At 71.0% G+C, this 23,297-nt stretch carries 19 protein-coding genes and 1 pseudogene; 13 read left to right on the top strand and 7 right to left on the bottom strand.

What is annotated here, in order from left to right:
• Positions 1-205: 205 nt before the first annotated feature.
• The 8 genes from ruvC (at position 206) to ACWGKT_RS43480 (ending at position 9,866) form a co-directional block, all read left to right on the top strand.
• Positions 206-736 (top strand): crossover junction endodeoxyribonuclease RuvC, encoded by a 531-nt coding sequence (gene ruvC / locus ACWGKT_RS43515; protein ID WP_453278043.1) that lies wholly within the window; start codon positions 206-208, stop codon positions 734-736.
• Positions 733-1,341 (top strand): Holliday junction branch migration protein RuvA, encoded by a 609-nt coding sequence (gene ruvA, locus ACWGKT_RS43510; RefSeq protein WP_453278042.1) that lies wholly within the window; start codon positions 733-735, stop codon positions 1,339-1,341. Before ruvC ends, ruvA begins: the two co-directional genes overlap by 4 nt.
• Positions 1,342-1,365: 24 nt before the next feature.
• Positions 1,366-2,427: a Holliday junction branch migration DNA helicase RuvB gene (ruvB, locus tag ACWGKT_RS43505; protein WP_453278041.1), complete on the top strand. Its 1,062-nt coding sequence runs from the start codon at positions 1,366-1,368 to the stop codon at positions 2,425-2,427.
• Between the two features lie 167 nt (positions 2,428-2,594).
• Positions 2,595-3,086, top strand: a complete 492-nt coding sequence (gene yajC / locus ACWGKT_RS43500; RefSeq protein WP_235458867.1) for a preprotein translocase subunit YajC — start codon at positions 2,595-2,597, stop codon at positions 3,084-3,086.
• Between the two features lie 140 nt (positions 3,087-3,226).
• Positions 3,227-4,996 carry a protein translocase subunit SecD gene (gene secD, locus ACWGKT_RS43495; protein WP_453278040.1) on the top strand — a complete coding sequence of 590 codons (1,770 nt, stop codon included), beginning with the start codon at positions 3,227-3,229 and terminating at the stop codon, positions 4,994-4,996.
• 3 nt (positions 4,997-4,999) lie between these two features.
• The gene (secF, locus tag ACWGKT_RS43490; protein ID WP_356153262.1) at positions 5,000-6,100 is read left to right on the top strand and encodes a protein translocase subunit SecF; all 1,101 of its coding nucleotides are present in this window, start codon (positions 5,000-5,002) and stop codon (positions 6,098-6,100) included.
• Positions 6,097-6,636, top strand: a complete 540-nt coding sequence (locus ACWGKT_RS43485) for an adenine phosphoribosyltransferase (protein WP_453278039.1) — start codon at positions 6,097-6,099, stop codon at positions 6,634-6,636. Before secF ends, ACWGKT_RS43485 begins: the two co-directional genes overlap by 4 nt.
• 662 nt (positions 6,637-7,298) lie before the next feature.
• Positions 7,299-9,866, top strand: a complete 2,568-nt coding sequence (locus ACWGKT_RS43480) for a RelA/SpoT family protein (protein WP_453278038.1) — start codon at positions 7,299-7,301, stop codon at positions 9,864-9,866.
• A 109-nt stretch (positions 9,867-9,975) separates the two neighbouring features.
• Here ACWGKT_RS43480 and ACWGKT_RS43475 read toward each other — a convergent pair whose 3' ends face one another.
• Together ACWGKT_RS43475 and ACWGKT_RS43470 are read right to left on the bottom strand one after the other, a co-directional pair.
• On the bottom strand, positions 9,976-11,205 hold the full coding sequence (locus ACWGKT_RS43475) for a DUF349 domain-containing protein (protein WP_453278037.1): 1,230 nt from the start codon (positions 11,203-11,205) through the stop codon (positions 9,976-9,978).
• A 144-nt stretch (positions 11,206-11,349) separates the two neighbouring features.
• Positions 11,350-12,171: a peptidylprolyl isomerase gene (locus ACWGKT_RS43470; protein WP_356153274.1), complete on the bottom strand. Its 822-nt coding sequence runs from the start codon at positions 12,169-12,171 to the stop codon at positions 11,350-11,352.
• A gap of 167 nt (positions 12,172-12,338) precedes the next feature.
• On the opposite strand from ACWGKT_RS43470, the gene ACWGKT_RS43465 reads away from it, so the two are divergent.
• Both ACWGKT_RS43465 and hisS read left to right on the top strand, forming a co-directional pair.
• Positions 12,339-13,046, top strand: coding sequence for an MBL fold metallo-hydrolase (locus ACWGKT_RS43465; RefSeq protein ID WP_356153277.1), 708 nt, complete (start codon positions 12,339-12,341; stop codon positions 13,044-13,046).
• Between the two features lie 13 nt (positions 13,047-13,059).
• Positions 13,060-14,322 carry a histidine--tRNA ligase gene (gene hisS / locus ACWGKT_RS43460; RefSeq protein WP_453278036.1) on the top strand — a complete coding sequence of 421 codons (1,263 nt, stop codon included), beginning with the start codon at positions 13,060-13,062 and terminating at the stop codon, positions 14,320-14,322.
• 59 nt (positions 14,323-14,381) lie between these two features.
• Here the strand turns inward: hisS and ACWGKT_RS43455 are convergent, their stop codons facing one another.
• The 4 genes from ACWGKT_RS43455 to ACWGKT_RS43440 are packed head-to-tail and all read right to left on the bottom strand — an operon-like array spanning position 14,382 to position 17,918.
• Complete coding sequence (locus ACWGKT_RS43455; RefSeq protein WP_356153283.1) at positions 14,382-15,008, bottom strand: response regulator transcription factor; 627 nt, start codon at positions 15,006-15,008, stop codon at positions 14,382-14,384.
• The gene (locus ACWGKT_RS43450) at positions 15,005-16,234 is read right to left on the bottom strand and encodes a sensor histidine kinase (protein WP_453278045.1); all 1,230 of its coding nucleotides are present in this window, start codon (positions 16,232-16,234) and stop codon (positions 15,005-15,007) included. The genes ACWGKT_RS43455 and ACWGKT_RS43450 overlap by 4 nt, the downstream gene beginning before the upstream one ends.
• On the bottom strand, positions 16,210-17,055 hold the full coding sequence (locus tag ACWGKT_RS43445; RefSeq protein ID WP_453278035.1) for an ABC transporter permease: 846 nt from the start codon (positions 17,053-17,055) through the stop codon (positions 16,210-16,212). The genes ACWGKT_RS43450 and ACWGKT_RS43445 overlap by 25 nt, the downstream gene beginning before the upstream one ends.
• Complete coding sequence (locus ACWGKT_RS43440) at positions 17,052-17,918, bottom strand: ABC transporter ATP-binding protein (protein WP_453278034.1); 867 nt, start codon at positions 17,916-17,918, stop codon at positions 17,052-17,054. The genes ACWGKT_RS43445 and ACWGKT_RS43440 overlap by 4 nt, the downstream gene beginning before the upstream one ends.
• Positions 17,919-18,062: 144 nt before the next feature.
• Between ACWGKT_RS43440 and ACWGKT_RS43435 the strand changes: the two genes are divergently transcribed.
• From ACWGKT_RS43435 to rpsD, 3 genes are all read left to right on the top strand, one after another.
• Entirely contained in the window at positions 18,063-18,719 is a 657-nt protein-coding gene (locus ACWGKT_RS43435) for a vitamin K epoxide reductase family protein (protein ID WP_356153291.1), read from the top strand.
• Between the two features lie 44 nt (positions 18,720-18,763).
• The gene (locus ACWGKT_RS43430; protein ID WP_453278033.1) at positions 18,764-20,119 is read left to right on the top strand and encodes a replication-associated recombination protein A; all 1,356 of its coding nucleotides are present in this window, start codon (positions 18,764-18,766) and stop codon (positions 20,117-20,119) included.
• 336 nt (positions 20,120-20,455) lie between these two features.
• A complete protein-coding gene (gene rpsD, locus ACWGKT_RS43425) occupies positions 20,456-21,070 on the top strand; it encodes a 30S ribosomal protein S4 (RefSeq protein ID WP_235458675.1) in 615 nt (204 codons plus the stop codon).
• 21 nt (positions 21,071-21,091) lie between these two features.
• Here rpsD and ACWGKT_RS43420 read toward each other — a convergent pair.
• Positions 21,092-23,208 (bottom strand): annotated as a pseudogene (locus ACWGKT_RS43420) (ATP-binding protein).
• Between the last annotated feature and the right edge of the window lie 89 nt (positions 23,209-23,297).

Raw genomic sequence — 23,297 nt, 5'->3', positions numbered from 1 at the left:
ACGTCCACAACTTCTTCCCCAACTCCCCCTACCCCACCGTAACACTGTCCATGCCCGCGGCGTCGGGCCCCCGCGCCCCGCGCGCACCGTGGGGGCGGGGTGCCAAACCCCCACCGGCCCGCCGCCGTTGTCAGTGGCACCGGATAGCCTGCACAGATCGCGGGTACCGCCCAGCGGTAGCCGGGGGAGATCGAGGGGAGGGTGTGTGCGGGTACTCGGGGTGGACCCCGGACTCACGCGGTGCGGTGTCGGTGTCGTCGAGGGGGTCGCGGGGCGGCCGTTGACGATGCTCGGCGTCGGAGTCGTCCGCACCGCCGCGGACGCCGAGTTGAGCCGCCGCCTCCTCGCTGTCGAGCAGGGCATCGAGGCCTGGCTGGACGAGCACCGGCCCGAATTCGTCGCCGTGGAGCGCGTGTTCAGTCAGCACAACGTCCGCACGGTGATGGGCACCGCCCAGGCCAGTGCCGTCGCCATGCTGTGCGCCGCCCGCCGCGGCATCCCCGTCGCCCTGCACACGCCCAGCGAGGTCAAGGCCGCCGTCACCGGCAGCGGCCGCGCGGACAAGGCCCAGGTCGGCGCCATGGTGACGCGGTTGCTCCGGCTGGACGCCCCGCCCAAGCCCGCCGACGCAGCCGACGCCCTCGCGCTGGCCATCTGCCACATCTGGCGTGCCCCCGCCCAGAACCGACTCCAGCAGGCCGTCGCCCTGCACACATCGAAAGGCCGTACGGGATGATCGCCTTCGTGAGCGGCACGGTCGCCGCACTCGCCCCCGACGCCGCCGTCGTCGAGGTCGGCGGCGTCGGCATGGCCGTGCAGTGCACGCCGAACACGCTGTCCACGCTCCGCATGGGACAGCCCGCCAAGCTGCACACCTCGCTCGTGGTCCGCGAGGACTCCCTCACCCTGTACGGCTTCGCCGACGACGACGAGCGCCAGGTCTTCGAGCTGCTCCAGACCGCGAGCGGCGTCGGTCCGCGCCTCGCCCAGGCGATGCTCGCGGTGCACACCCCGGACGCGCTGCGCCGCGCGGTCGCCACCGCCGACGAGAAGGCCCTCACCGCGGTCCCCGGCATCGGCAAGAAGGGCGCGCAGAAGCTGCTGCTGGAGCTGAAGGACCGCCTCGGCGCACCGGTCGGGACGGCCCCCGCGATCGGCGCCCCGGTCACCCAGGGCTGGCGCGACCAGCTGCATGCCGCGCTGATCGGCCTCGGCTACGCCACGCGCGAGGCCGACGAGGCCGTGGCCGCCGTGACCCCGCAGGCCGAGGCGGAGGGCGGCACGCCCCAGGTGGGCCAACTGCTGAAGGCCGCCCTGCAGACCCTGAACCGCGCTCGCTGACCCACCACCGTTGAGGCAGATCACATGAACTGGGACGACACGACCGACACCGCCGCGGAGCGGCTCGTGGGCCCGGTCGCCGACCGTGAGGACCAGGCCGTCGAGGCCGCCCTGCGCCCCAAGGACCTGGGCGAGTTCATCGGTCAGGAGAAGGTCCGCGAGCAGCTCGACCTCGTCCTGCGCGCCGCACGCGCGCGTGGCGCCACCGCCGACCACGTGCTGCTCTCCGGCGCCCCCGGCCTCGGCAAGACCACCCTCTCGATGATCATCGCGGCCGAGATGGGCGCCCCCATCCGGATCACCAGCGGCCCCGCCATCCAGCACGCCGGCGACCTCGCCGCGATCCTCTCCTCCCTCCAGGAGGGCGAGGTCCTCTTCCTCGACGAGATCCACCGCATGTCGCGGCCCGCCGAGGAGATGCTCTACATGGCCATGGAGGACTTCCGCGTCGACGTCATCGTCGGCAAGGGCCCCGGCGCCACCGCCATCCCCCTCGAACTGCCCCCGTTCACCCTGGTCGGCGCCACCACGCGCGCGGGCCTGCTGCCGCCCCCGCTGCGCGACCGCTTCGGCTTCACCGCGCACATGGAGTTCTACGAGCCCGTCGAGCTGGAGCGGGTCGTGCACCGCTCGGCCGGTCTGCTCGACGTCGAGATCGACCCCGACGGCGCCGCCGAGATCGCCGGCCGCTCCCGCGGCACGCCCCGTATCGCCAACCGACTGCTGCGCCGCGTCCGCGACTACGCGCAGGTCAAGGCCGACGGAATCATCACCAGGGACATCGCCGCGGCGGCCCTGAAGGTGTACGAGGTCGACGCCCGCGGCCTCGACCGCCTCGACCGCGCCGTCCTGCAGGCCCTGCTCAAGCTGTTCGGCGGCGGCCCTGTGGGCCTCTCCACACTTGCTGTCGCGGTGGGGGAGGAACGTGAGACCGTGGAGGAGGTCGCCGAACCCTTCCTCGTGAGGGAGGGCCTGCTCGCGCGCACCCCGCGCGGCCGGGTCGCCACACCCGCCGCATGGGCGCACCTCGGCCTCACCCCGCCACGCTCGACCGGAACCGGACAACAGGACCTGTTCGGGGCGTGACGGCGGGGGCATTGGCCGGGTCAGGAACCCAGGTGCCATGCTGAGCGTTGTTCCATGCGCGTGGACTCGCTTAGACTCCGCCGATGCCGCCCTTGTGGGCAGCGCCGAATAAACCCCCATCCACCAGGCCGCTCCCCGCCGCGGTCGTGCGAAGGAAACTCCGTCCCGTGAATACCTTGACCCTTCTCCCGTTCATCGTGCTCATCGCGGCCATGTTCCTGATGACGCGTTCGGCCAAGAAGAAGCAGCAGCAGGCCGCCAATATGCGGAACGAGATGCAGCCCGGCTCCGGCGTCCGCACGATCGGGGGCATGTACGCGACGGTCAAGGAGGTCAACGAGGACACGGTCCTCCTCGACGCCGGCCCGGGCGTCGATCTCCTCTTCGCGAAGAACGCCATCGGTGCCGTCCTCACCGACGACGAGTACAACCGCATCGTCCACGGCATCGAGCACGACCTGAAGTCCGACGCCGACCTCGTCCCGGACGATGCCTCCTCCCTCACCGAGAGCGACGCGCCCGCCGACGCTGCCGCCGCCTCCGACGACAAGGCCGTCGACCTCGGTAAGAAGGACGCGGACGAAGAGCCGGCCGAGGCCGCCGAGGCGAAGACGGACGAAGAGCCGAAGAAGACCGACGGCGACTCCGACGCGAAGTAGTCACGTCCCGGGGAGTGCGGCGCGATCCCCTCGCGCCCGCGCACCCCGGGCGCGTCTGTATCTCGCACGGGATCCCGACACCATGTCATGGCCGACCGCGCCGACCGGACGCGAGGCGGCCCGAGAGGGAGTACGAGAAGGTGGCAGCACCTAAGAAGGGCCGGAGCGCGAGCGCCCAGAGCAAGCCAGGGCGCTCGCTGGCCCTCATCCTGATCGCCATCGTGGCGCTCACCGGAGGCATGTTCGCCTCCGGGCACCCGACCCCGCGCCTCGGCATCGACCTCGCCGGCGGCACGAGCATCACGCTCAAGGCGAAGGCCGACCAGGGGTCCGCGATCAACAAGGCCAACATGGACACCGCGGTCGACATCATGAACCGCCGTGTCAACGGCCTCGGCGTCTCCGAGGCGGAGGTGCAGACCCAGGGGACCGACAACATCATCGTCAACATCCCCAAGGGCACCAACTCCAAGGAGGCCCAGCAGCAGGTCGGCACCACCGCGAAGCTGTACTTCCGCCCGGTCCTGGCCAGCGAGCCCTCCGCGTCCGCCGCGAGCCCCTCGCCGAGCGTCTCCCCCAGCGGCAGCGCCTCGCCGAGCCCGTCGAGCAGCGCCTCGTCGAAGCAGAAGGCGACCTCGCCCTCCTCCGCGTCCCCGACGGCCACCGCCACCACGCAGGGCCGCGCCGTCACCGATGCCCTGAAGGACACCACGCCGTCGCCCTCCGCCTCCGGGAGCTCCAAGCCCTCCGCGAGCCCGTCGGCGTCCGCCGGTAGCGGCACGGACAACGGCACGGCGAAGCTCCAGGCCCAGTACGCGGCCCTGGACTGCTCCAAGCCCGCCGTCCGCGCCACCGCCGGCAAGAACACCAAGCCCGGCGAGCCCACCGTGGCCTGCGGCGAGATCAACAAGGTCTGGTACAAGTACCTGCTCGGCCCGGCCGCCGTGGACGGCACCGAGGTCAAGAAGGCCCAGGCGGTGTTCGACACGCAGGGTGCCGCCGGCTGGCAGGTCCAGATGCGGTTCAACTCCAGCGGCGCCGACAAGTTCGCGAACATCACCGGTGAGCTGGCCAAGAAGCAGCAGCCGCAGAACGAGTTCGGCATCGTCCTGGACGGCGAGGTCGTCTCCAGCCCGTTCGTGCAGCAGTCCATCACGGGCGGCCAGGCGGAGATCTCCGGCAGCTTCACCCAGGACGAGGCCCAGAGCCTCGCCAACATGCTGTCCTACGGCGCGCTCCCGCTGTCCTTCCAGGAGCAGAGCGTCACGACCGTGACCGCCGCGCTCGGTGGTGAGCAGCTGCACGCCGGTCTGCTCGCCGGTGCGATCGGTCTCCTCCTGGTCGTGATCTACCTGGTGGTGTACTACCGGGGCCTGTCGCTCGTGGCGATGGCCTCGCTGCTGGTCTCCGCGATCCTCACCTACGTGATCATGGCGCTGCTCGGCCCGACCATCGGCTTCGCGCTGAACCTGCCGGCGGTCTGCGGTGCGATCGTGGCCATCGGTATCACGGCGGACTCGTTCATCGTGTACTTCGAACGCATCCGGGACGAGATCCGCGAGGGCCGCTCCCTGCGTCCCGCCGTCGAGCGGGCCTGGCCGCGTGCCCGGCGCACCATCCTGGTCTCCGACTTCGTGTCGTTCCTCGCCGCCGCCGTGCTGTTCGTCGTCACCGTCGGCAAGGTCCAGGGCTTCGCGTTCACACTGGGTCTGACCACCGTGCTCGACGTGGTCGTCGTCTTCTTCTTCACCAAGCCGCTGATGACGCTCCTGGCCCGCCGGAAGTTCTTCGCGAACGGCCACAAGTGGTCCGGCCTCGACCCGAAGGGCCTGGGCGCCAAGCCGCCGCTGCGCCGTACCCGCCGTCCCGCCGGTCCTGCCGCCGGCTCCGTCGACCCGAAGGAGGCGTGAGCGATGTCGAAACTCGGCAACCTCGGCGCTCGACTGCACCGCGGCGAGATCAGCTACGACTTCGTCGGCAAGCGCAAGATCTGGTACGGCGTCTCCATCCTGATCACCATCACGGCCATCGTCGGCCTGGCGGTCCGCGGCCTGAACATGGGCATCGAGTTCCAGGGCGGAGCGGTCTTCACGACGCCCACCAAGATGAGCACCTCGGTGGCCCAGGCGGAGGGCTACGCGCGCGACGCCTCCGGCCACGAGGCGGTCGTGCAGAAGCTCGGCAACGGCAGCCTGCGCATCCAGATCGCGGGCATCGACACCGGTCAGTCCGACGAGATCAAGCAGACGCTGGCCAAGGACCTGAACATCGACTCCGAGAAGCTGGCGGCCGACCTGGTCGGTCCCAGCTGGGGTGAGCAGATCGCCAACAAGGCCTGGGAGGGCCTGGCGATCTTCATGGTCCTCGTCGTGATCTACCTGGCGATCGCCTTCGAGTGGCGCATGGCCGTCGCGGCGCTCGTCGCGCTGATCCACGACATCACCATCACCACCGGTATCTACGCCCTGGTCGGCTTCGAGGTCACGCCCGGTACGGTGATCGGTCTGCTGACGATCCTCGGTTACTCGCTCTACGACACGGTCGTCGTCTTCGACAGCCTCAAGGAGCAGACGAAGGACATCACCAAGCAGACGCGGTTCACGTACAGCGACATCGCCAACATGTCGATCAACGGCACGCTGGTCCGTTCGATCAACACCACGGTGGTCGCGCTGCTGCCGGTGGCCGGTCTGCTGTTCATCGGCGGCGGCTTCCTCGGCGCCGGCACGCTGAACGACATCTCGCTGTCGCTGTTCGTCGGCCTCGCGGCCGGTGCGTACTCCTCGATCTTCATCGCCACGCCGCTCGTCGCCGACCTCAAGGAGCGCGAGCCGCAGATGAAGGCGCTCAGGAAGCGCGTGCTGGCCAAGCGGGCCCAGGCCGCTGCCGAGGAGGAGATGGCGGACGCGCGGTCCGGCGCCGGGCCCGAGGACGCCGCGCCCGCGGTCGTCGGCCCGCGTGACCAGTCGGCGGCCCGCCGCGACCGGCGCCGGCCCTCCGGGAAGCGTCGATGACCGACATCAGGGAGCTGCTGCTCAGCCGCATCCGTGACGTCCCGGACTACCCGGAGCAGGGCGTGATGTTCAAGGACATCACGCCGCTCCTGGCGGACCCGGCGGCGTTCACGGCCCTGACCGACACGCTGGCGGAGATCGCCGAGCGCACCGGTGCCACCAAGGTCGTCGGCCTGGAGGCCCGGGGCTTCATCCTGGGCGCCCCGGTCGCCGTCCGCGCCGGCCTCGGCTTCGTCCCGGTGCGCAAGGCGGGCAAGCTCCCCGGAGCGACGCTGCGCCAGGAGTACGACCTGGAGTACGGCTCGGCCGAGATCGAGGTGCACGCGGAGGACCTGACCTCGGACGACCGCATCCTGATCGTGGACGACGTCCTCGCCACCGGCGGCACCGCCGAGGCGGCGATCCAGCTCATCCACCGGGCCGGCGCCGAGGTCGCGGGCGTCGCGGTCCTGATGGAACTGGCCTTCCTGGCCGGCCGCCCCCGCCTGGAAGCGGCCCTCCCCGGAGCCCCCGTGGAGTCCCTCCTCCAGGTCTGAGCCCCGCCCCGGCCAACGAACGGCCGCCCCGACACTTCGGGGCGGCCGTTCGCATGTCCCGGGTGGGCCGGGCGGCGCGTCCCGTCACCAGTGGGCCGGGTGGTCCGTCCGTACCGGTAGGGCGGCGGTGTGCGCATCGCCGGGGTGGGCCGGGTCGTCCGTCCTGGTACCGGTGCGGCCGTTGTTCGCTGGTTGCGGGCGGTCTGGCTGTCTGAGCGGCTGTCCTGGGATCGGCGGGATGGCCGTGCGCGTATCGCGGGGCGGGCCGTCCTCGTACCGACGGGCGGCTGTTCGATCGTCTCGGGAGGGTCGGTAGCCACGGGTGGCTGTCCAGGTGCCGGACAGGCAACCGTTCGCGTACGTGGTCGTGGATCACGGATGTGGCCGCCGCAGCCGCCCTCAAGTCCGCTCACCCCTGGCCCAGGCCCCCTCACGCACGACCCTGGCGCCCCGTCGCAAGCATCCGCAACACCCTTGTCGCAAGCGTGCGGAAACCCCCAGGACACCCCAAGTCCGGCCCTACGGAATCCGGCGGTAGCCTCAGTTGTTTCTCCCGTAGTCGTCCCTCGGATCGGACTGGAGGCGATCCTGGAGCCAGGGATCGCTACCATGGGGTTTCCGGAGCCTGACCGGGGGACCCGGATCGCGCACGAGGAGTCCTCTTGCCAGACGAGGCCCAGCCACTGACCGCCGCCAAGCCCGAGCCCGGCTCGGCGCCCACGGCCAAGCCCGCGCCCCACGCGAAGAGCGACGCCCGCGGGCAGGTCGAGCACGCCCAGTCCGCGCCCGCGGACAAGGCGGCCGAGGCCTCGCGACCCAAACCCTCCCCCACTCTCGACTCCGCTCAAGCGGGGGGACCCCCATCGCCCGAGCGCCCGGCCCAGCCGGCCGCGGTCCGTGCCACCCCCGGCCCGCCCGCCCGCTCCGGCTCCTCCAACCGCGTCCGCGCCCGCCTCGCCCGCCTCGGCGTGCAGCGCGCGAACCCGTACAACCCGGTCCTCGAACCGCTCCTGCGCATAGTGCGCAGCAACGACCCGAAGATCGAGAACGCCACCCTGCGCCAGATCGAGCGCGCCTACCAGGTCGCCGAGCGCTGGCACCGCGGCCAGAAGCGCAAGAGCGGCGACCCGTACATCACGCACCCCCTCGCCGTCACCACCATCCTCGCCGAGCTGGGCATGGACCCGGCCACCCTGATGGCGGGCCTGCTGCACGACACCGTCGAGGACACCGAGTACGGCCTCGACCAGCTCCGCCGCGACTTCGGCGACACCGTCGCCCTGCTCGTCGACGGCGTGACCAAGCTGGACAAGGTCAAGTTCGGCGAGGCCGCGCAGGCCGAGACCGTGCGCAAGATGGTCGTCGCCATGGCCAAGGACCCGCGCGTCCTGGTCATCAAGCTCGCCGACCGCCTGCACAACATGCGCACCATGCGTTACCTCAAGCGCGAGAAGCAGGAGAAGAAGGCGCGCGAGACGCTGGAGATCTACGCGCCGCTCGCCCACCGCCTCGGCATGAACACCATCAAGTGGGAGCTGGAGGACCTCGCGTTCGCGATCCTCTACCCCAAGATGTACGACGAGATCGTACGGCTGGTGGCCGAGCGCGCACCGAAGCGTGACGAGTATCTGGCCATAGTGACCGACGAGGTCCAGGCCGACCTGCGCGCCGCCCGCATCAAGGCGACCGTCACCGGCCGCCCGAAGCACTACTACAGCGTCTACCAGAAGATGATCGTCCGCGGCCGGGACTTCGCGGAGATCTACGACCTGGTGGGGATTCGTGTACTGGTCGACACCGTCCGCGACTGCTACGCGGCCCTCGGCACCGTGCACGCGCGATGGAACCCGGTCCCCGGCCGGTTCAAGGACTACATCGCGATGCCCAAGTTCAACATGTACCAGTCGCTGCACACGACGGTGATCGGCCCCAACGGCAAGCCCGTCGAGCTCCAGATCCGCACCTTCGACATGCACCGCCGCGCCGAGTACGGCATCGCCGCGCACTGGAAGTACAAGCAGGAGGCCGTCGCCGGCGCCTCCAAGGTGCGTACGGACGCGCCCAAGTCGTCCGGCAAGGGCAAGGACGACCACCTCAACGACATGGCGTGGCTGCGCCAGTTGCTCGACTGGCAGAAGGAGACCGAGGACCCCGGCGAGTTCCTGGAGTCCCTGCGCTTCGACCTGTCCCGCAACGAGGTCTTCGTCTTCACCCCCAAGGGCGACGTCATAGCGCTCCCGGCCGGGGCCACCCCGGTCGACTTCGCGTACGCCGTCCACACCGAGGTCGGCCACCGCACCATAGGAGCACGGGTCAACGGGCGCCTCGTACCGCTCGAATCCACCCTGGACAACGGCGACTTGGTGGAGGTCTTCACCTCCAAGGCGCCCGGTGCAGGCCCCTCCCGCGACTGGCTCGGCTTCGTCAAGTCCCCGCGCGCCCGCAACAAGATCCGGGCCTGGTTCTCCAAGGAGCGCCGCGACGAGGCGATCGAGCACGGCAAGGACGCCATCGTCCGCGCGATGCGCAAGCAGAACCTGCCGATCCAGCGCATCCTGACCGGCGACTCGCTGGTCACGCTCGCGCACGAGATGCGCTACTCGGACATCTCCGCGCTGTACGCGGCGATCGGCGAGGGCCACGTCTCCGCGCAGAACATCGTGCAGAAGCTGGTGTCGGCGCTCGGCGGCGAGGAGGCGGCCACCGAGGAGATCGACGAGACGGTACCGCCGACGCGCACCCGCGGCCGCAAGCGCCGCTCCAGCGCCGACCCGGGCGTCGTGGTCAAGGGCGTCGACGACGTGTGGGTCAAGCTGGCCCGCTGCTGTACGCCCGTACCCGGCGACCCGATCATCGGTTTCGTCACGCGCGGTAGCGGCGTATCGGTTCACCGCAGCGACTGTGTCAACGTGGAGTCACTGTCCCGCGAGCCCGAGCGCATCCTGGACGTCGAGTGGGCGCCCACCCAGTCCTCGGTCTTCCTGGTCGCCATCCAGGTCGAGGCCCTGGACCGCTCCCGGCTCCTGTCGGACGTCACCCGTGTCCTGTCCGACCAGCACGTCAACATCCTGTCCGCGGCCGTCCAGACCTCCCGCGACCGCGTGGCCACCTCCCGGTTCACCTTCGAGATGGGCGACCCGAAGCACCTCGGGCACGTCCTGAAGGCGGTCCGGGGCGTGGAGGGCGTCTACGACGTGTACCGCGTGACGTCGGCGCGCAGCAGGTCGTAGGGACTAGAGACGGCACACAAGGCCTCCGACCGGCACGTGAGGTCGCACGGCACGCCAGAGGGCCCAGTACGGGATGTACGAGGCCCTCTGGCGTGAGCGGGGCGGCCTGTCAGCCGCCGAACTCCTGCAGACCCTTCAGCGCCTGGTCAAGCAGTGCCTGGCGACCCTCAAGCTCCTTCTCCAGCTTCTCGGCCTTGGAGGCGTTGCCCTGGGTGCGCGCCTGCTCGACCTGGCCGCGCAGCTTGTCCACGGCGGCCTGGAGCTGACCGGTCAGACCCTCGGCACGCGCGCGTGCCTCCGGGTTCGTCCGGCGCCACTCGGCCTCCTCGGCCTCCTGGATGGCCCGGTCGACCGTGTGCATCCGGCCCTCGACCTTCGGACGCGCGTCGCGCGGCACGTGACCGATGGCCTCCCAGCGCTCGTTGATCGAGCGGAAGGAGGCCCGGGCGGACTTGAGGTCGGTGATCGGCAGGAGCTTCTCGGCCTCCTCGGCCAGCTCCTCCTTGAGCTTCAGGTTCTCCGACTGCTCCGCGTCCCGCTCGGCGAACACCGAGCTGCGCGCGGCGAAGAAGACGTCCTGGGCGCCGCGGAAGCGGTTCCACAGGTCGTCCTCGTGCTCGCGCTGGGCGCGGCCCGCGGCCTTCCACTCCGACATCAGCTCGCGGTAGCGGGCCGCCGTCGGACCCCAGTCCGTCGAGTCGGAGAGCGCCTCCGCCTCGGCGACCAGCTTCTCCTTGGTCTTGCGGGCATCCTCGCGCTGTGCGTCGAGCTGCGCGAAGTGGGCCTTGCGACGCTTGGAGAACGCCGAGCGGGCGTGCGAGAAGCGGTGCCACAGCTCGTCGTCCGACTTGCGGTCGAGACGCGGCAGCCCCTTCCAGGTGTCCACCAGGGCCCGCAGCCGCTCGCCGGCCGCCCGCCACTGGTCGGACTGCGCCAGCTGCTCCGCCTCGGTGACCAGGTCCTCCTTGGCGTGCCGCGCCTCGTCGGACTGCTTGGCGCGCTGCTGCTTGCGCTCCTCGCGGCGTGCCTCGACGGTCTCCACCAGCTTGTCCAGACGGCCCCGCAGCGCGGACAGATCGCCGACGGCGTGATGCGCGTCAACCTGCTCGCGCAGGTGGTCGATGGCGGTCTGGGCGTCCTTCGCCGACAGGTCGGTGGTCTGTACTCGCTTTTCGAGGAGGCCGATCTCGACCACCAGGCCCTCGTACTTGCGCTCGAAGTAGGCCAACGCTTCCTCGGGGGAGCCGGCCTGCCAGGAACCGACGACCTGCTCGCCGTCGGCCGTACGCACGTACACGGTCCCCGTCTCGTCGACGCGGCCCCACGGGTCGCTGCTCACAGCGCCTCCTCCACATGATGCCTGCGAGGGGCCTCAGCGCCCCCGGGCATCGTCCACAGTTTCGTCACGGCCAACATAGGCGACCGGCGGGTTGCCTGTCCGCATCCCGCGCGACCGAAATTCCGCAGTTGGCCGACTTGAGCGTCAGGATTTCGCGACCGTCGCCTTGTTGATCACGACCGTCGCGTTCGGGGCGCCGTCACCGGCCCCCGTGTTCTCACCCGCGGCGGCGATCTTCTTCAGCACCTTCATGCCCGCCGCGTCGACGGTACCGAACGGTGTGTAGGTGGGCGGCAACTGGCTGTCCTGGTACACCAGGAAGAACTGGCTGCCACCGGTGTGCTTCTGCCCGGTGTTCGCCATCGCGACCGTACCCGCCGGGTAGACGTTGCCCTTCAGGCTGCTGTCCTTCAGGTTCTCGTCCGGGATCGTGTAGCCGGGGCCGCCGCTGCCGGTGCCCGTCGGGTCACCGCACTGGAGCACGTAGATGCCGTTGGTGGTGAGCCGGTGGCACTTGGTGTGGTCGAAGTAGCCCTTGCCGGCAAGGAAGTTGAACGAGTTCGCGGTGTGCGGCGCGGCCGCGGCCTTGAGGTCGACGCCGATGTCACCGCAGGTCGTCGCCAGCTTCATCGTGTACTTCGCCGACTTGTCGATGGTGAGCGCCGGCTCCGTCTTCCAGCTCAGCTTCTCCACCGCACCCTTGTCGGGCTTCTGGCACGGGTCGGGGGCCTTGCTGGGCGAGGCGCTGGGCGTGACGTCCGCGCTCGCGTTCGCCTTCTTGTCGTCGTCGTTCTTCAGCACCCCGGTCGTGTACAGCGCGACACTGCCGATCACGACCACGCCGAGCACCGACGCGATCACGGAGTTGCGCATGCGTGACTTGCGCCGCGCGCTGGTGCGCCGCTGCTGCTGCCGCAAGAACTTCTCCCGGGCGAGCTGACGCCGCCGCTGCTCCTGGGTGACCACCGGGTTCTCTCCTCATGAGTGTCGTGTGCCGACCGGTACGCGCGCGTCCGGTGAGCCGACCGCTGCGTCTAGCCCCGTACCGTATATGGGTTCGCTGAGTAAACGGCAGCGCCGGTAGGCTCTGACAGCAGCTGTTGCCGCCCGTATCGACACAACGAAGGACGATCGTGCTCATTGCCGGGTTCCCCGCCGGGGCCTGGGGGACGAACTGTTATCTCGTCGCCCCCGCCGCCGGTGAGGAGTGCGTGATCATCGACCCGGGCCATCAGGCCGCCCCAGGAGTCGAGGAAACGCTGAAGAAGCATCGGCTCAAGCCCGTCGCCGTCGTCCTCACCCATGGCCACCTCGACCATGTGGCCTCGGTCGTCCCGGTGTGCGGCGCCCACGACGTTCCGGCCTGGATCCACCCCGAGGACCGGTACATGATGACCGACCCCGAGAAGGCGCTCGGCCGGTCCATCGGCATGCCGCTGCTGGGCGAGCTGACCATCGGGGAACCGGACGACGTCAAGGAGCTGACCGACGGCGCGAAGCTGGAGCTGGCCGGTCTGGAACTCTCCGTCGCGCATGCGCCCGGCCATACCAGGGGGTCGGTGACCTTCGGTATGCCCGAGGCGGCGGACGTCCCGCCGATCTTCTTCTCGGGCGACCTGCTGTTCGCCGGCTCCATCGGACGCACCGACCTGCCCGGTGGCTCCATGGAGGACATGCTCGAATCGCTGGCCCGCGTGTGCCTGCCGCTCGACGACTCCACCGTGGTGCTGCCCGGCCACAACGAGCACACGACCATCGGCCGCGAGCGCGCCACCAATCCCTATCTGCGACAGGTGGCAGCCGGCCCGGGAGCCGCGGAGGCTCCCCGACGAGGAATGTGACGAGAGACTTCCCGTGAGTACCTTCCAGGCCCCCAAGGGCACGTACGACCTGATCCCGCCGGACTCCGCGAAGTACCTGGCGGTCCGCGAGGCGATCGCCGCGCCGCTGCGCAACTCGGGCTACGGCTACATCGAGACCCCCGGCTTCGAGAGCGTCGAGCTCTTCGCGCGCGGGGTCGGCGAGTCGACCGACATCGTGACGAAGGAGATGTACGCCTTCGAGACCAAGGGCGGCGACCGGCTGGCCCTGCGCCCCGAGGGCACCGCGTCCGTGCTGCGCGCGGCCCTCGAAGCCAACCTGCACAAGGCGGGCAACCTGCCGGTCAAGCTCTGGTACTCCGGCTCGTACTACCGCTACGAGCGCCCCCAGAAGGGCCGCTACCGCCACTTCTCGCAGGTCGGCGCCGAGGCGATCGGCGCCGAGGACCCGTTCCTGGACGCCGAGCTGATCATCCTGGCCGACCAGGCCTACCGCTCGCTCGGCCTGCGCCAGTTCCGGATCCTGCTCAACAGCCTGGGCGACAAGGAGTGCCGGCCGGTGTACCGGGCCGCGCTCCAGGAGTTCCTGCGGGGCCTGGACCTGGACGAGGACACGCGCCGCCGGGTCGACATCAACCCGCTGCGCGTCCTCGACGACAAGCGCGAGGCGGTCCAGAAGCAGCTGACCGGCGCGCCCCTGCTGCGCGACTACCTGTGCGACGCCTGCAAGGCGTACCACGAGGAGGTGCGCGAGCTGCTCACCGCGGCGGGCGTGGCCTTCGAGGACGACCTGAAGCTGGTGCGCGGCCTGGACTACTACACGCGCACGACCTTCGAGTTCGTGCACGACGGCCTGGGCTCGCAGTCCGCGGTGGGCGGCGGCGGCCGCTACGACGGCCTGTCCGAGATGATCGGCGGCCCCGCGCTGCCGTCCGTCGGCTGGGCCCTCGGCGTCGACCGCACGGTCCTCGCTCTGGAGGCCGAGGGAGTGGAGCTGGACATCCCGTCCGCTACCAGCGTGTACGCGGTGCCGCTCGGCGAGGAGGCCCGCCGGGTCCTGTTCGCCAAGGTCACCGAGCTGCGCAAGGCGGGCGTCGCGGCCGACTTCTCGTACGGCGGCAAGGGCCTCAAGGGCGCCATGAAGAACGCCAACCGCAGCGGCGCCCGCTACGCGATCGTGGCCGGCGAGCGGGACCTCGCCGAGGGCATCGTCCAGCTCAAGGACATGGAGTCCGGCGAGCAGGCAGCGATCGGCGTGAACGAGATCGTGGCGGAGCTGGAGTCGCGGCTCGGCTAGGGCCTGCCCGGCAGATCAGGTCGCAGACGCGAGGGCGCCGGGACATCCCGGCGCCCTTCTCATGGGTCGAGCAACCCGTACCGCAGCGCGCTCGTCACCGCCGCCGTGCGGTCGTCCACCCCCAACTTGCCGAAGACACGCAGAAGATGGGTCTTGACGGTGGACTCCCCGATGAAGAGCCTGCGGCCGATCTCGGCGTTGGTGCATCCGTCGGCCACCAGCCGCAGCACCGCCGTCTCCCGCTCCGACAGACGAGGCCGCTCGGGCCGGGCCCGCAGCTGGTCCACCAGCCGGGCCGCGACCGACGGCGCGAGGACGGTCTCCCCGCGCGCGGCGGCGCGGACGGCCGCCGCCAGTTCGCCCCGCGCCAGGTCCTTCAGCAGATAGCCCGCGGCCCCGGCCTCCACGGCCCGCAGGATGTCCCGGTCCGTCTCGTACGTGGTCAGGACGATCACCCGGCAGGGCAGCCCCGCCTCACTCATCCGCACGATGGAGTCGACGCCGCCCCCGCCCGGCATCCGCAGGTCCATCAGCACGATGTCCGGCCGGAGTTCGGCCGCCAGCGCCTCCGCCTGCGGACCGCTCGCCGCGTCGGCGACCACTTCCAGGTCCGGCTCGGCGCTCAGCATCGCGCGCAGGCCCTCACGTACGACGGGATGGTCGTCGGCCAGGACGATCCGGATCACGGGGTCTCACTCCGCACGCTCGTGGGCACGGGCAGGCGTACGGTCACGAGCGTGCCGTCACCCGGTGCGCTGTGCACCGAAGCGGCCCCGCCCACCTCGGCGGCCCGCGCCCGCAGCCCGGCCAGACCGTATCCACCGTGGACGGCCGCCGGATCGAAGCCCGGGCCGTCGTCCCGTACCGACACGGTGAGCGCCTCGTCGGCGTACGCGAGGCTGATCCCCACCGCCGCCGAACTTCCCGCGTGCTTGCGGGCGTTCGCCAGTGCCTCCTGGCAGGCGCGCAGCGCCACCACCTGCGGTCCGGCGGGCAACGCCCGGACCGGACCGGTCACGTCGAGCGTGGCCTCGTGCCGCGCCGCCAGCCTGCGCAACGCGTCGGGCAGGGTCGCGCCGTCGAGGTCGGCCGGCGCGCCCCCGGCCACCAGGGCGCGGGCCTCGGCGAGGTTCTGCCGGGCCGTCTCGTCCATCAGCCGCAGATGACGGCGGGCCTGCGGCAGGTCGTGGTCGAGCTCGGCCTCCACCGCCTGGACCAGCATCAGCAGGCTGGTGAAGCCCTGGGCGAGGGTGTCGTGGATCTCGCGGGCCATGCGCTCGCGCTCGGCGAGCGCGCCGTGCGCGGCCGACAGCCGCGAGTTCTCGAACCGGCTCGCGTCCAGCTCCGCGATCAGCTCGGCCCGCTCCCCGCTCTGCTCGATGATCCGCAGGATCCAGCTGCCCAGCACCACCGAGGAGACCAGGGCGACCACCGCGAAGAGCGCGTTGCCGAGCAGGTCCGTGACGTCGGGCCGCCACAGCAGCGCCCAGCCCACGACCGGCACCAGATTGATCACGGTCACCGCCACGAGCGCCCCGCGCCTGCGCAGCGCCATGAAGCACTGGGGGACGAGCGCGAACGTCATCAGCCGTGTCTCGCCGACCAGGACCGCCGCCACCAGGAACAGCGCCAGCGTCACGCCGAGGTACCACAGGGCCCGCCGCCCGTCCGCCGGGTCCTCGTCCGTCAGCAGCGGGCGGCCCACCACGCCGTACCAGGGCACCAGCGGTACGAGCAGCCCGGCGGCGGCGACCCGGACGGGCCATCCGGGATGCGCCGCAGTCAGGACGAGGACCGCGGTGGCCGCCCAGGCGACGGCGAAGTACGCGTCCCAGAGCCGGATCGTGCGGTCCCAGGCGTGCACGTCGCGCGCCGAGCCCAGGTCGGTCACGCGCCGCGCCGGTTCTTCCAGCGGAAGGTCAGCAGACACAGCGCCAATCCTCCGACGCACCAGGCGGCCAGCACCAGGGCGGTGCGCCCGAACTCCCAGCTCCCGGCCTGTTCGAGCACGCGCGCGGAGTCGGGCAGGAACACGCCCCGCAGCCCCTGGCACAGCCACTTCAGCGGGAACAGGGCGCCGATGCGCAGCATCCAGTCCGGGATGGTGTCGATGGAGATATAGACCCCGGAGATGAACTGGAGGACCAGGAAGGGCAGGACGACGACGGAGCTCGCGCTCTTCGCGGACTTGGGCACGGAGCTGATCGCGATGCCCAGCAGCGCGCACCCGGTCAGTCCGAGCACGAAGATCCACGCGAAGTCGAACCACCGGCCCGCGTCGGAGGGCAGATCGACGCCGTACAGGGAGGTGCCGACCAGCAGCAGGATCGCCGTCTCCAGGATTCCGGTGAACAGAACCAGCCAGATCTTGCCCAGGAAGTAGGCCGTCGGCGGCATCGGCGTGCCGCGCAGCCGGCGCAGCACCTTCTCGTCCCTCTCCACGGCGATCGAGATGCCCAGCGACTGGAAGCTCGTCGACATGATCCCGGAGGCCATCATCGCGGGGACGTACAGCTGCGAGGCGGTGACGCCGCTGCCGCGCACGTCGTCGTGGAAGATCGACGCGAAGAGGAACAGGAAGACGACCGGGAAGGCGAAGGTGAAGACCACCTGGTCGCGTTGCCGGAAGAACTGTTTGATCTCCAGCGCGCCCCGGTGCAGGCCGAGGATCCAGGCGCCGGGCAGCCGGCCGGCGGGGGCCTGCGTGCGGGGGCGTACGGCGGTCGTGGTCATCGGGCGTCCTCCTGCCCGGTCAGCCGGAGGTAGACGTCCTCCAGGGTGGGGCGGCGCACGACGAGGCCCGGGATCTCCCCGTCGAAGCGGCGCATGAGCTCGGCGACCGTGCGGGTCGGGGTGTCCGTGTGTTCCGCGCGCGGGGAGCCGTCGGCCTCGGTCCACTCGACGGTGGCGCCGGTGCCGTACCGCTCCCGGAGTTCGACGGACCCGCCCTCGGCGACGATCCTGCCCCGGGCGACGACGGCGAGCCGGTCCGCGAGCGCCTCCGCCTCCTCCAGGTAGTGCGTGGTCAGCAGGATCGTCGTGCCCTCGTCGGCCAGCAGCCGGATCAGGTCCCAGAACTGCCTCCGGGCCGCCGGGTCGAAACCGGTCGTCGGCTCGTCCAGGAGCAGCAGCTCGGGGTCGCCGATCACACCCAGCGCCACGTCCAGCCGACGCCGCTGGCCGCCCGAGAGGGCCTTGATCCGGCTGTCCGCCTTCGCGTCGAGGCCGACCAGGCCGATGACCTCCTCCGGGTCGCGCGGCCGCGGGTAACAGCGGGCGAAGTGCCGCACCGTCTCGCGGACCGTCAACTCCGCGGGCGCCGATTCGTCCTGCCAGACGATTCCCACCCGGGATCTCCACGCGCGCGTGCCCGTCGCCGGATCCGCGCCCAGGACCGTGACCTCTCCCGCGTCCCGGGAGCGGTTGCCCTGGAGGATCTCCACCGTCGTGCTCTTGCCCGCGCCATTGGGCCCCAGCAGGCCGAACACCTCGCCCCGCCGGATGCCGAGATCGATGCCGTCCACCGCGGTCACGTCCCCGTACTGCTTGCGCAGCCCCCGTACGTGCACCGCGAACTCGTTCGCGTGTGCTGTCATGCACAAGAGGTTCGGCCGGAACCGAGCGATCCGGGACGACCGTGCGTACCTCCTTATGTCCACCGAACGGTGGACAGACACGTGGGTGCGGCACAATGTGCGTGCCCGAAGATGGTCCAACTCTCAAGTGACGGAATCGGCGTGATGAGCAAGACGACAGTCAAAGACGTCTCCACGGACCCCGAGCCGGAGCGGGCCGCGAGCGCCCCGCGCACGGAGGGCGGCAGCCGGGCCTTCGCCGTCCTCCTGCTGCTCACCGGTGCGGCCGGTCTGCTCGCCGCCTGGGTCATCACGATCGACAAGTTCAAGCTGCTCGAAGCCAAGGTCCAGGGCAAGACCTTCACCCCCGGGTGCAGCCTCAACCCGGTCGTGTCCTGCGGCAGCGTCATGGAGAGCAAGCAGGCCGCGGCCTTCGGCTTCCCGAACCCGATGCTCGGCCTGGTCGCCTACGGCATCGTCATCTGCGTCGGCATGAGCCTGCTCGCCCGCGCCCGCTTCCCGCGCTGGTACTGGCTGACCTTCAACTTCGGCACGCTCTTCGGTGTCGGCTTCGTCACCTGGCTGCAGTTCCAGTCCCTGTACCGGATCAACGCGCTGTGCCTGTGGTGCTCGCTGGCCTGGGTCGCCACGATCATCATGTTCTGGTACGTGACCTCGTTCAACGTGCGCAACGACTTCCTGCCCGCCCCGCGCTGGCTCAAGAGCTTCTTCGGCGAGTTCACCTGGGTCCTGCCGGTCCTGCACATCGGCGTCATCGGCATGCTGATCCTGACCCGCTGGTGGGACTTCTGGACCGGCTGACAGTGCGGGACCGACTGTCAGTGCGGTGATTTAGGGTTTCTGGTGTGGAGCCCGACCTGTTCACCGCCGCAGCAGAAGAACGCCAGGAGAAGGACCCGACCGGCAGCCCCCTGGCGGTTCGGATGCGCCCGCGCACCCTCGACGAGGTGGTGGGCCAGCAGCACCTGCTGAAGCCGGGCTCACCGCTGCGCCGCCTGGTGGGCGAGGGCGCGGGCGGCCCGGCCGGCCCCTCCTCGGTGGTCCTCTGGGGCCCGCCCGGCACGGGCAAGACCACCCTGGCGTACGTCGTCTCCAAGGCCACCAACAAGCGCTTCGTCGAGCTGTCCGCGATCACCGCGGGCGTCAAGGAGGTCCGGGCCGTCATCGACGGGGCCTGGCGCGCCATCGGCGGCTTCGGCAAGGAGACCGTCCTCTTCCTCGACGAGATCCACCGCTTCAGCAAGGCTCAGCAGGACTCCCTGCTGCCGGCCGTCGAGAACCGCTGGGTGACCCTGATCGCGGCCACCACCGAGAACCCGTACTTCTCGGTGATCTCCCCCTTGCTGTCCCGCTCCCTCCTCCTCACCCTCGAACCCCTCACCGACGACGATCTGCGCGGCCTGCTGCGCCGCGCCCTGACCGACGAACGGGGCCTGGACAGCGCGGTCGGCCTCCCCGAGGACACCGAGAACCACCTGCTGCGCATCGCCGGCGGCGACGCCCGCCGCGCCCTGACCGCCCTGGAGGCCGCCGCCGGGGCCGCGCTGGACAAGGGCGAGACCGAGATCGCGCTGACCACGCTGGAGGAGACGGTCGACCGGGCCGCGGTGAAGTACGACCGCGACGGCGACCAGCACTACGACGTGGCCAGCGCCCTGATCAAGTCGATCCGCGGCTCGGACGTGGACGCTGCCCTGCACTACCTGGCCCGCATGGTCGAGGCGGGGGAGGACCCGCGGTTCATCGCCCGCCGCCTGATGATCTCCGCCAGCGAGGACATCGGCCTCGCCGACCCGAACGCGCTGCCCATCGCGGTCGCCGCGGCCCAGGCCGTCGCCATGATCGGCTTCCCCGAGGCCGCCCTCACCCTCAGCCACGCCACCATCGCCCTCGCTCTGGCCCCCAAGTCCAACTCCGCGACGACCGCGATCGGCGCCGCGATGGAGGACGTGCGAGGGGGCCTCGCCGGACCCGTCCCGCCGCATCTGCGCGACGGGCACTACAAGGGCGCGGCCAAGCTCGGCCACGCGCAGGGGTACGTGTACCCGCACGACCTGCCCGAGGGCATCGCCGCCCAGCAGTACGCGCCGGACGCCCTCCAGGAGCGCGAGTACTACACGCCCACCCGGCACGGCGCCGAGGCGCGGTACGCGGACGCGGTGGAATGGACCAGGAAACACCTCGGTCGCAAGCGGTCCTGACCACCCTGTAGACTTCGCCGAAGTGCTGAGTCCCGTGTCCGTCCCCCCGCAAGGGGAGCCGGCACCACCAGAGCGGGACATCCAGCCGGAGTCCTGGTCCGCCAGGATCTCCAGGAGCGTCGCGCACCGTCGAACGGTGTCGCGGGCAGCCCACCACCGCCCGGAGCCCCGGGACAGGTCGGTGGGCCACTCGCGTGCTGCACGTATGTGCCCAGACCAGGGAGCGGCTGCCCACCAGGCCCGGCAACGGACCCGGCGGGTTTCCCAGGCTGCGGATGCGACCTCCCCTAACCCTGGTGAAGCCGTATTCGCACAGAAACACGAGGTGTTTGGTTCATGGCGAACCAGTCCCGCCCCAAGGTCAAGAAGTCGCGTGCCCTCGGCATCGCGCTCACCCCGAAGGCCGTCAAGTACTTCGAGGCCCGTCCGTACCCGCCGGGTGAGCACGGCCGCGGCCGCAAGCAGAACTCGGACTACAAGGTCCGTCTGCTGGAGAAGCAGCGCCTGCGCGCTCAGTACGACATCTCCGAGCGCCAGCTGGTCCGCGCCTACGAGCGTGCGTCCAAGGTCCAGGGCAAGACCGGTGAGGCCCTGATCGTCGAGCTGGAGCGCCGTCTCGACGCGCTGGTCCTGCGTTCGGGCATCGCCCGCACGATCTACCAGGCCCGCCAGATGGTCGTCCACGGCCACATCCAGGTCAACGGCCAGAAGGTCGACAAGCCGTCCTACCGCGTGCGTCCGGACGACGTCGTCCAGGTCCGTGACCGCTCCAAGGACAAGACGCTCTTCCAGATCGCCCGCGAGGGTGGCTTCGCCCCCGACGGCGAGACCCCGCGCTACCTGCAGGTGAACCTCAAGGCCCTGGCGTTCCGCCTGGACCGCGAGCCGAACCGCAAGGAAGTTCCGGTCATCTGCGACGAGCAGCTCGTCGTCGAGTACTACGCCCGCTGACCCCAGCCCCGGCGCAGTACCTCAGCCCGCTGTCTCCCCGCCCTCGTGGGCGGGCGAGGCGGCGGGTTCTCGCATTCCGGCGGCGGCTCGGTGTCCGGCCGCCCCAGCGCCCGGCCCACCGCCGCCTCCCCGTCCAGCCGCGCCCCTTCCCGTACGCACTGCTCGTACCGCTCGTCGCCCAGTGCCTGCCGGGCCGTCGTCTCGCACAGCTCGTGCGGGGCGTTGAAGTGGGCCGAGCCGAACAGGGGCAGACCCACCGAAGGCCACAGCCGGCCCGCCGCCCCCTGCAGGACCGCCGCCTCGGCCGGGTCGCCCTGCGCCGCCGTCACCAGCGCCAGCAGCTCGATCGACAGGACTGATCCGAGCAGGTCGTGGAACACGTGCGCATGGCCCAGGCAGTCCGCGAGCAGTTCCCGCGCCCGCCCCGGATCCCCGGCCCGCCAGGCCGCGTACGCCAGCACGTACAGCGCGTACGACCGGGCCCAACGCTCCCCGTGGTCCTCGCACACCCGCCGCACGTCCTCGCACAGCCGCACCGCCTCCGGCAGGTCCCCGAGGAACGCCAGCGTCATCGCCAGCTCGACCTGGCCCATCAGCACGTTGCTGTTGAGCTCGCCGATCTCCCGGTAGCGGGCCAGCGCCGAGCGCAGCAGCGTCTCGGCGCGCGGCATGTCGTCCGTGACCAGGGCCAGACAGCCGGTGCGGTGCTCCGCGTAGGCCAGCGCCGTCGGATTGCCCACCCGCTCCGCCTCCGCACGGCACTCCTGCAGCGCGGCCGGCGCCGCCACGGTGTCGCCCTGGAGGACCGCCACGTAGCCGAGCACCCACAGGGCCTTGATCCGGGACTGCTCGTAGTCCGAGTCCAGCTCCACGCAGCGCTCCAGCCAGTGCCGCCCCTCCGACAGACGTCCGCAGCCGACCCAGCAGAACCACAGCGAGCCCGCCAGGTACTGGCCCAGGTGCGCCTCGTCGGGATCGGCCAGGCAGTGCTCCAGGGCCGTGCGCAGATTCGGCAGCTCCGCCTCGACCCGCGCCGCCACCTCGGCCTGGCGCGGGGAGAACCAGTCCAGCTCGCACCAGGTCGCCAGGCCCATGTACCAGTCCCGGTGCCGTCTGCGCAGCCGGGCCGCGTCCCCCATCGCCGCCAGCCAGTCGGCACCGTACGCCCGCACGGTGCCCAGCATCCGGTAGCGCACGCCCGCCGGCGTCTCCTCGCGCGCCACCACCGACTGCGCGAGCAGCTCGGACAGGACGTCGAGGACGTCGTCGGCGTCGAGGCCGTCGCCGCTGCACACGTACTCGGCGGCCTCCAGGTCGAAGGTCTGGGCGAACGCCGACAGCCGCGCCCACAGCAGCCGCTCGGCGGGCGTGCACAGCTCATGGCTCCAGCCGATGGCGGTGCGCAGCGTCCGGTGCCGGGGCAGGGCGTTGCGGTCCCCGCCGGTCAGCAGCCGGAACCGGTCGTCCAACCGTTCCAGCAGCTGCCCCGGGGACAGTGCCCGCAGCCGCCCCGCGGCCAGTTCGACCGCCAGCGGGATCCCGTCGAGCCGACGGCACAGTTCGCGCACCTGAGCGCAGTCCCGCACCTGTTGACCCTGCCGGGCCGCCCGGTCCACGAGCAGCCGCACCGCCTCGTCCCGGCCGAGCGGAGCCAGCGGGAACAGCCGCTCGCCCGCCACCGCCAGCGGCCGTCGGCCCACGGCGAGCACCCGCAGCCGCGGCGCCCGCCGCAGCAGTTCGACCACCAGAGCGGCGCAGGCGTCCACCAGGTGCTCGAACCCGTCCAGAACGAGCAGGACTTGGCGGTCGGCGAGGTGCTCGACCAGCGCCTCGCGGGGCAGCCGCGTGGTGTGGTCCGCGGCGCCCAGCGCCTCCATGACCGCGTACTCGACCAACTCCGGCTCGTGCAGCGGCGCCAGCTCCACCCAGCACACACCGTCCCGCGGGGTGGCCCGCCCCGCCGCCCGGGCGGCGAGCCGCGACTTGCCGACCCCGCCGGCTCCGGTCACCGTCACCAGCCGTCCGGCGGCGAGCGCCCGGGCCAACCCGGCGAGTTCGGCCGAGCGGCCCACGAACGCGTCGAGTTCGAGGGGCAGGTTGCCGTCCGCCGAGGGGCCGGGGGGCTGAGAACCTCGCATGGGACACGGAGCGTACTGAACCGTGTTCATTCCGTACAATCGCTTCCGTCAACTCCGCCGCCCCCGGACGCTAATCGGGTACGGAGTGC

Source organism: Streptomyces sp. NPDC054794 (genome assembly GCF_053611585.1).
The sequence above is the reverse complement of the archived record's forward strand: the minus strand, read 5'-3'. Positions and strand labels throughout refer to the sequence as shown.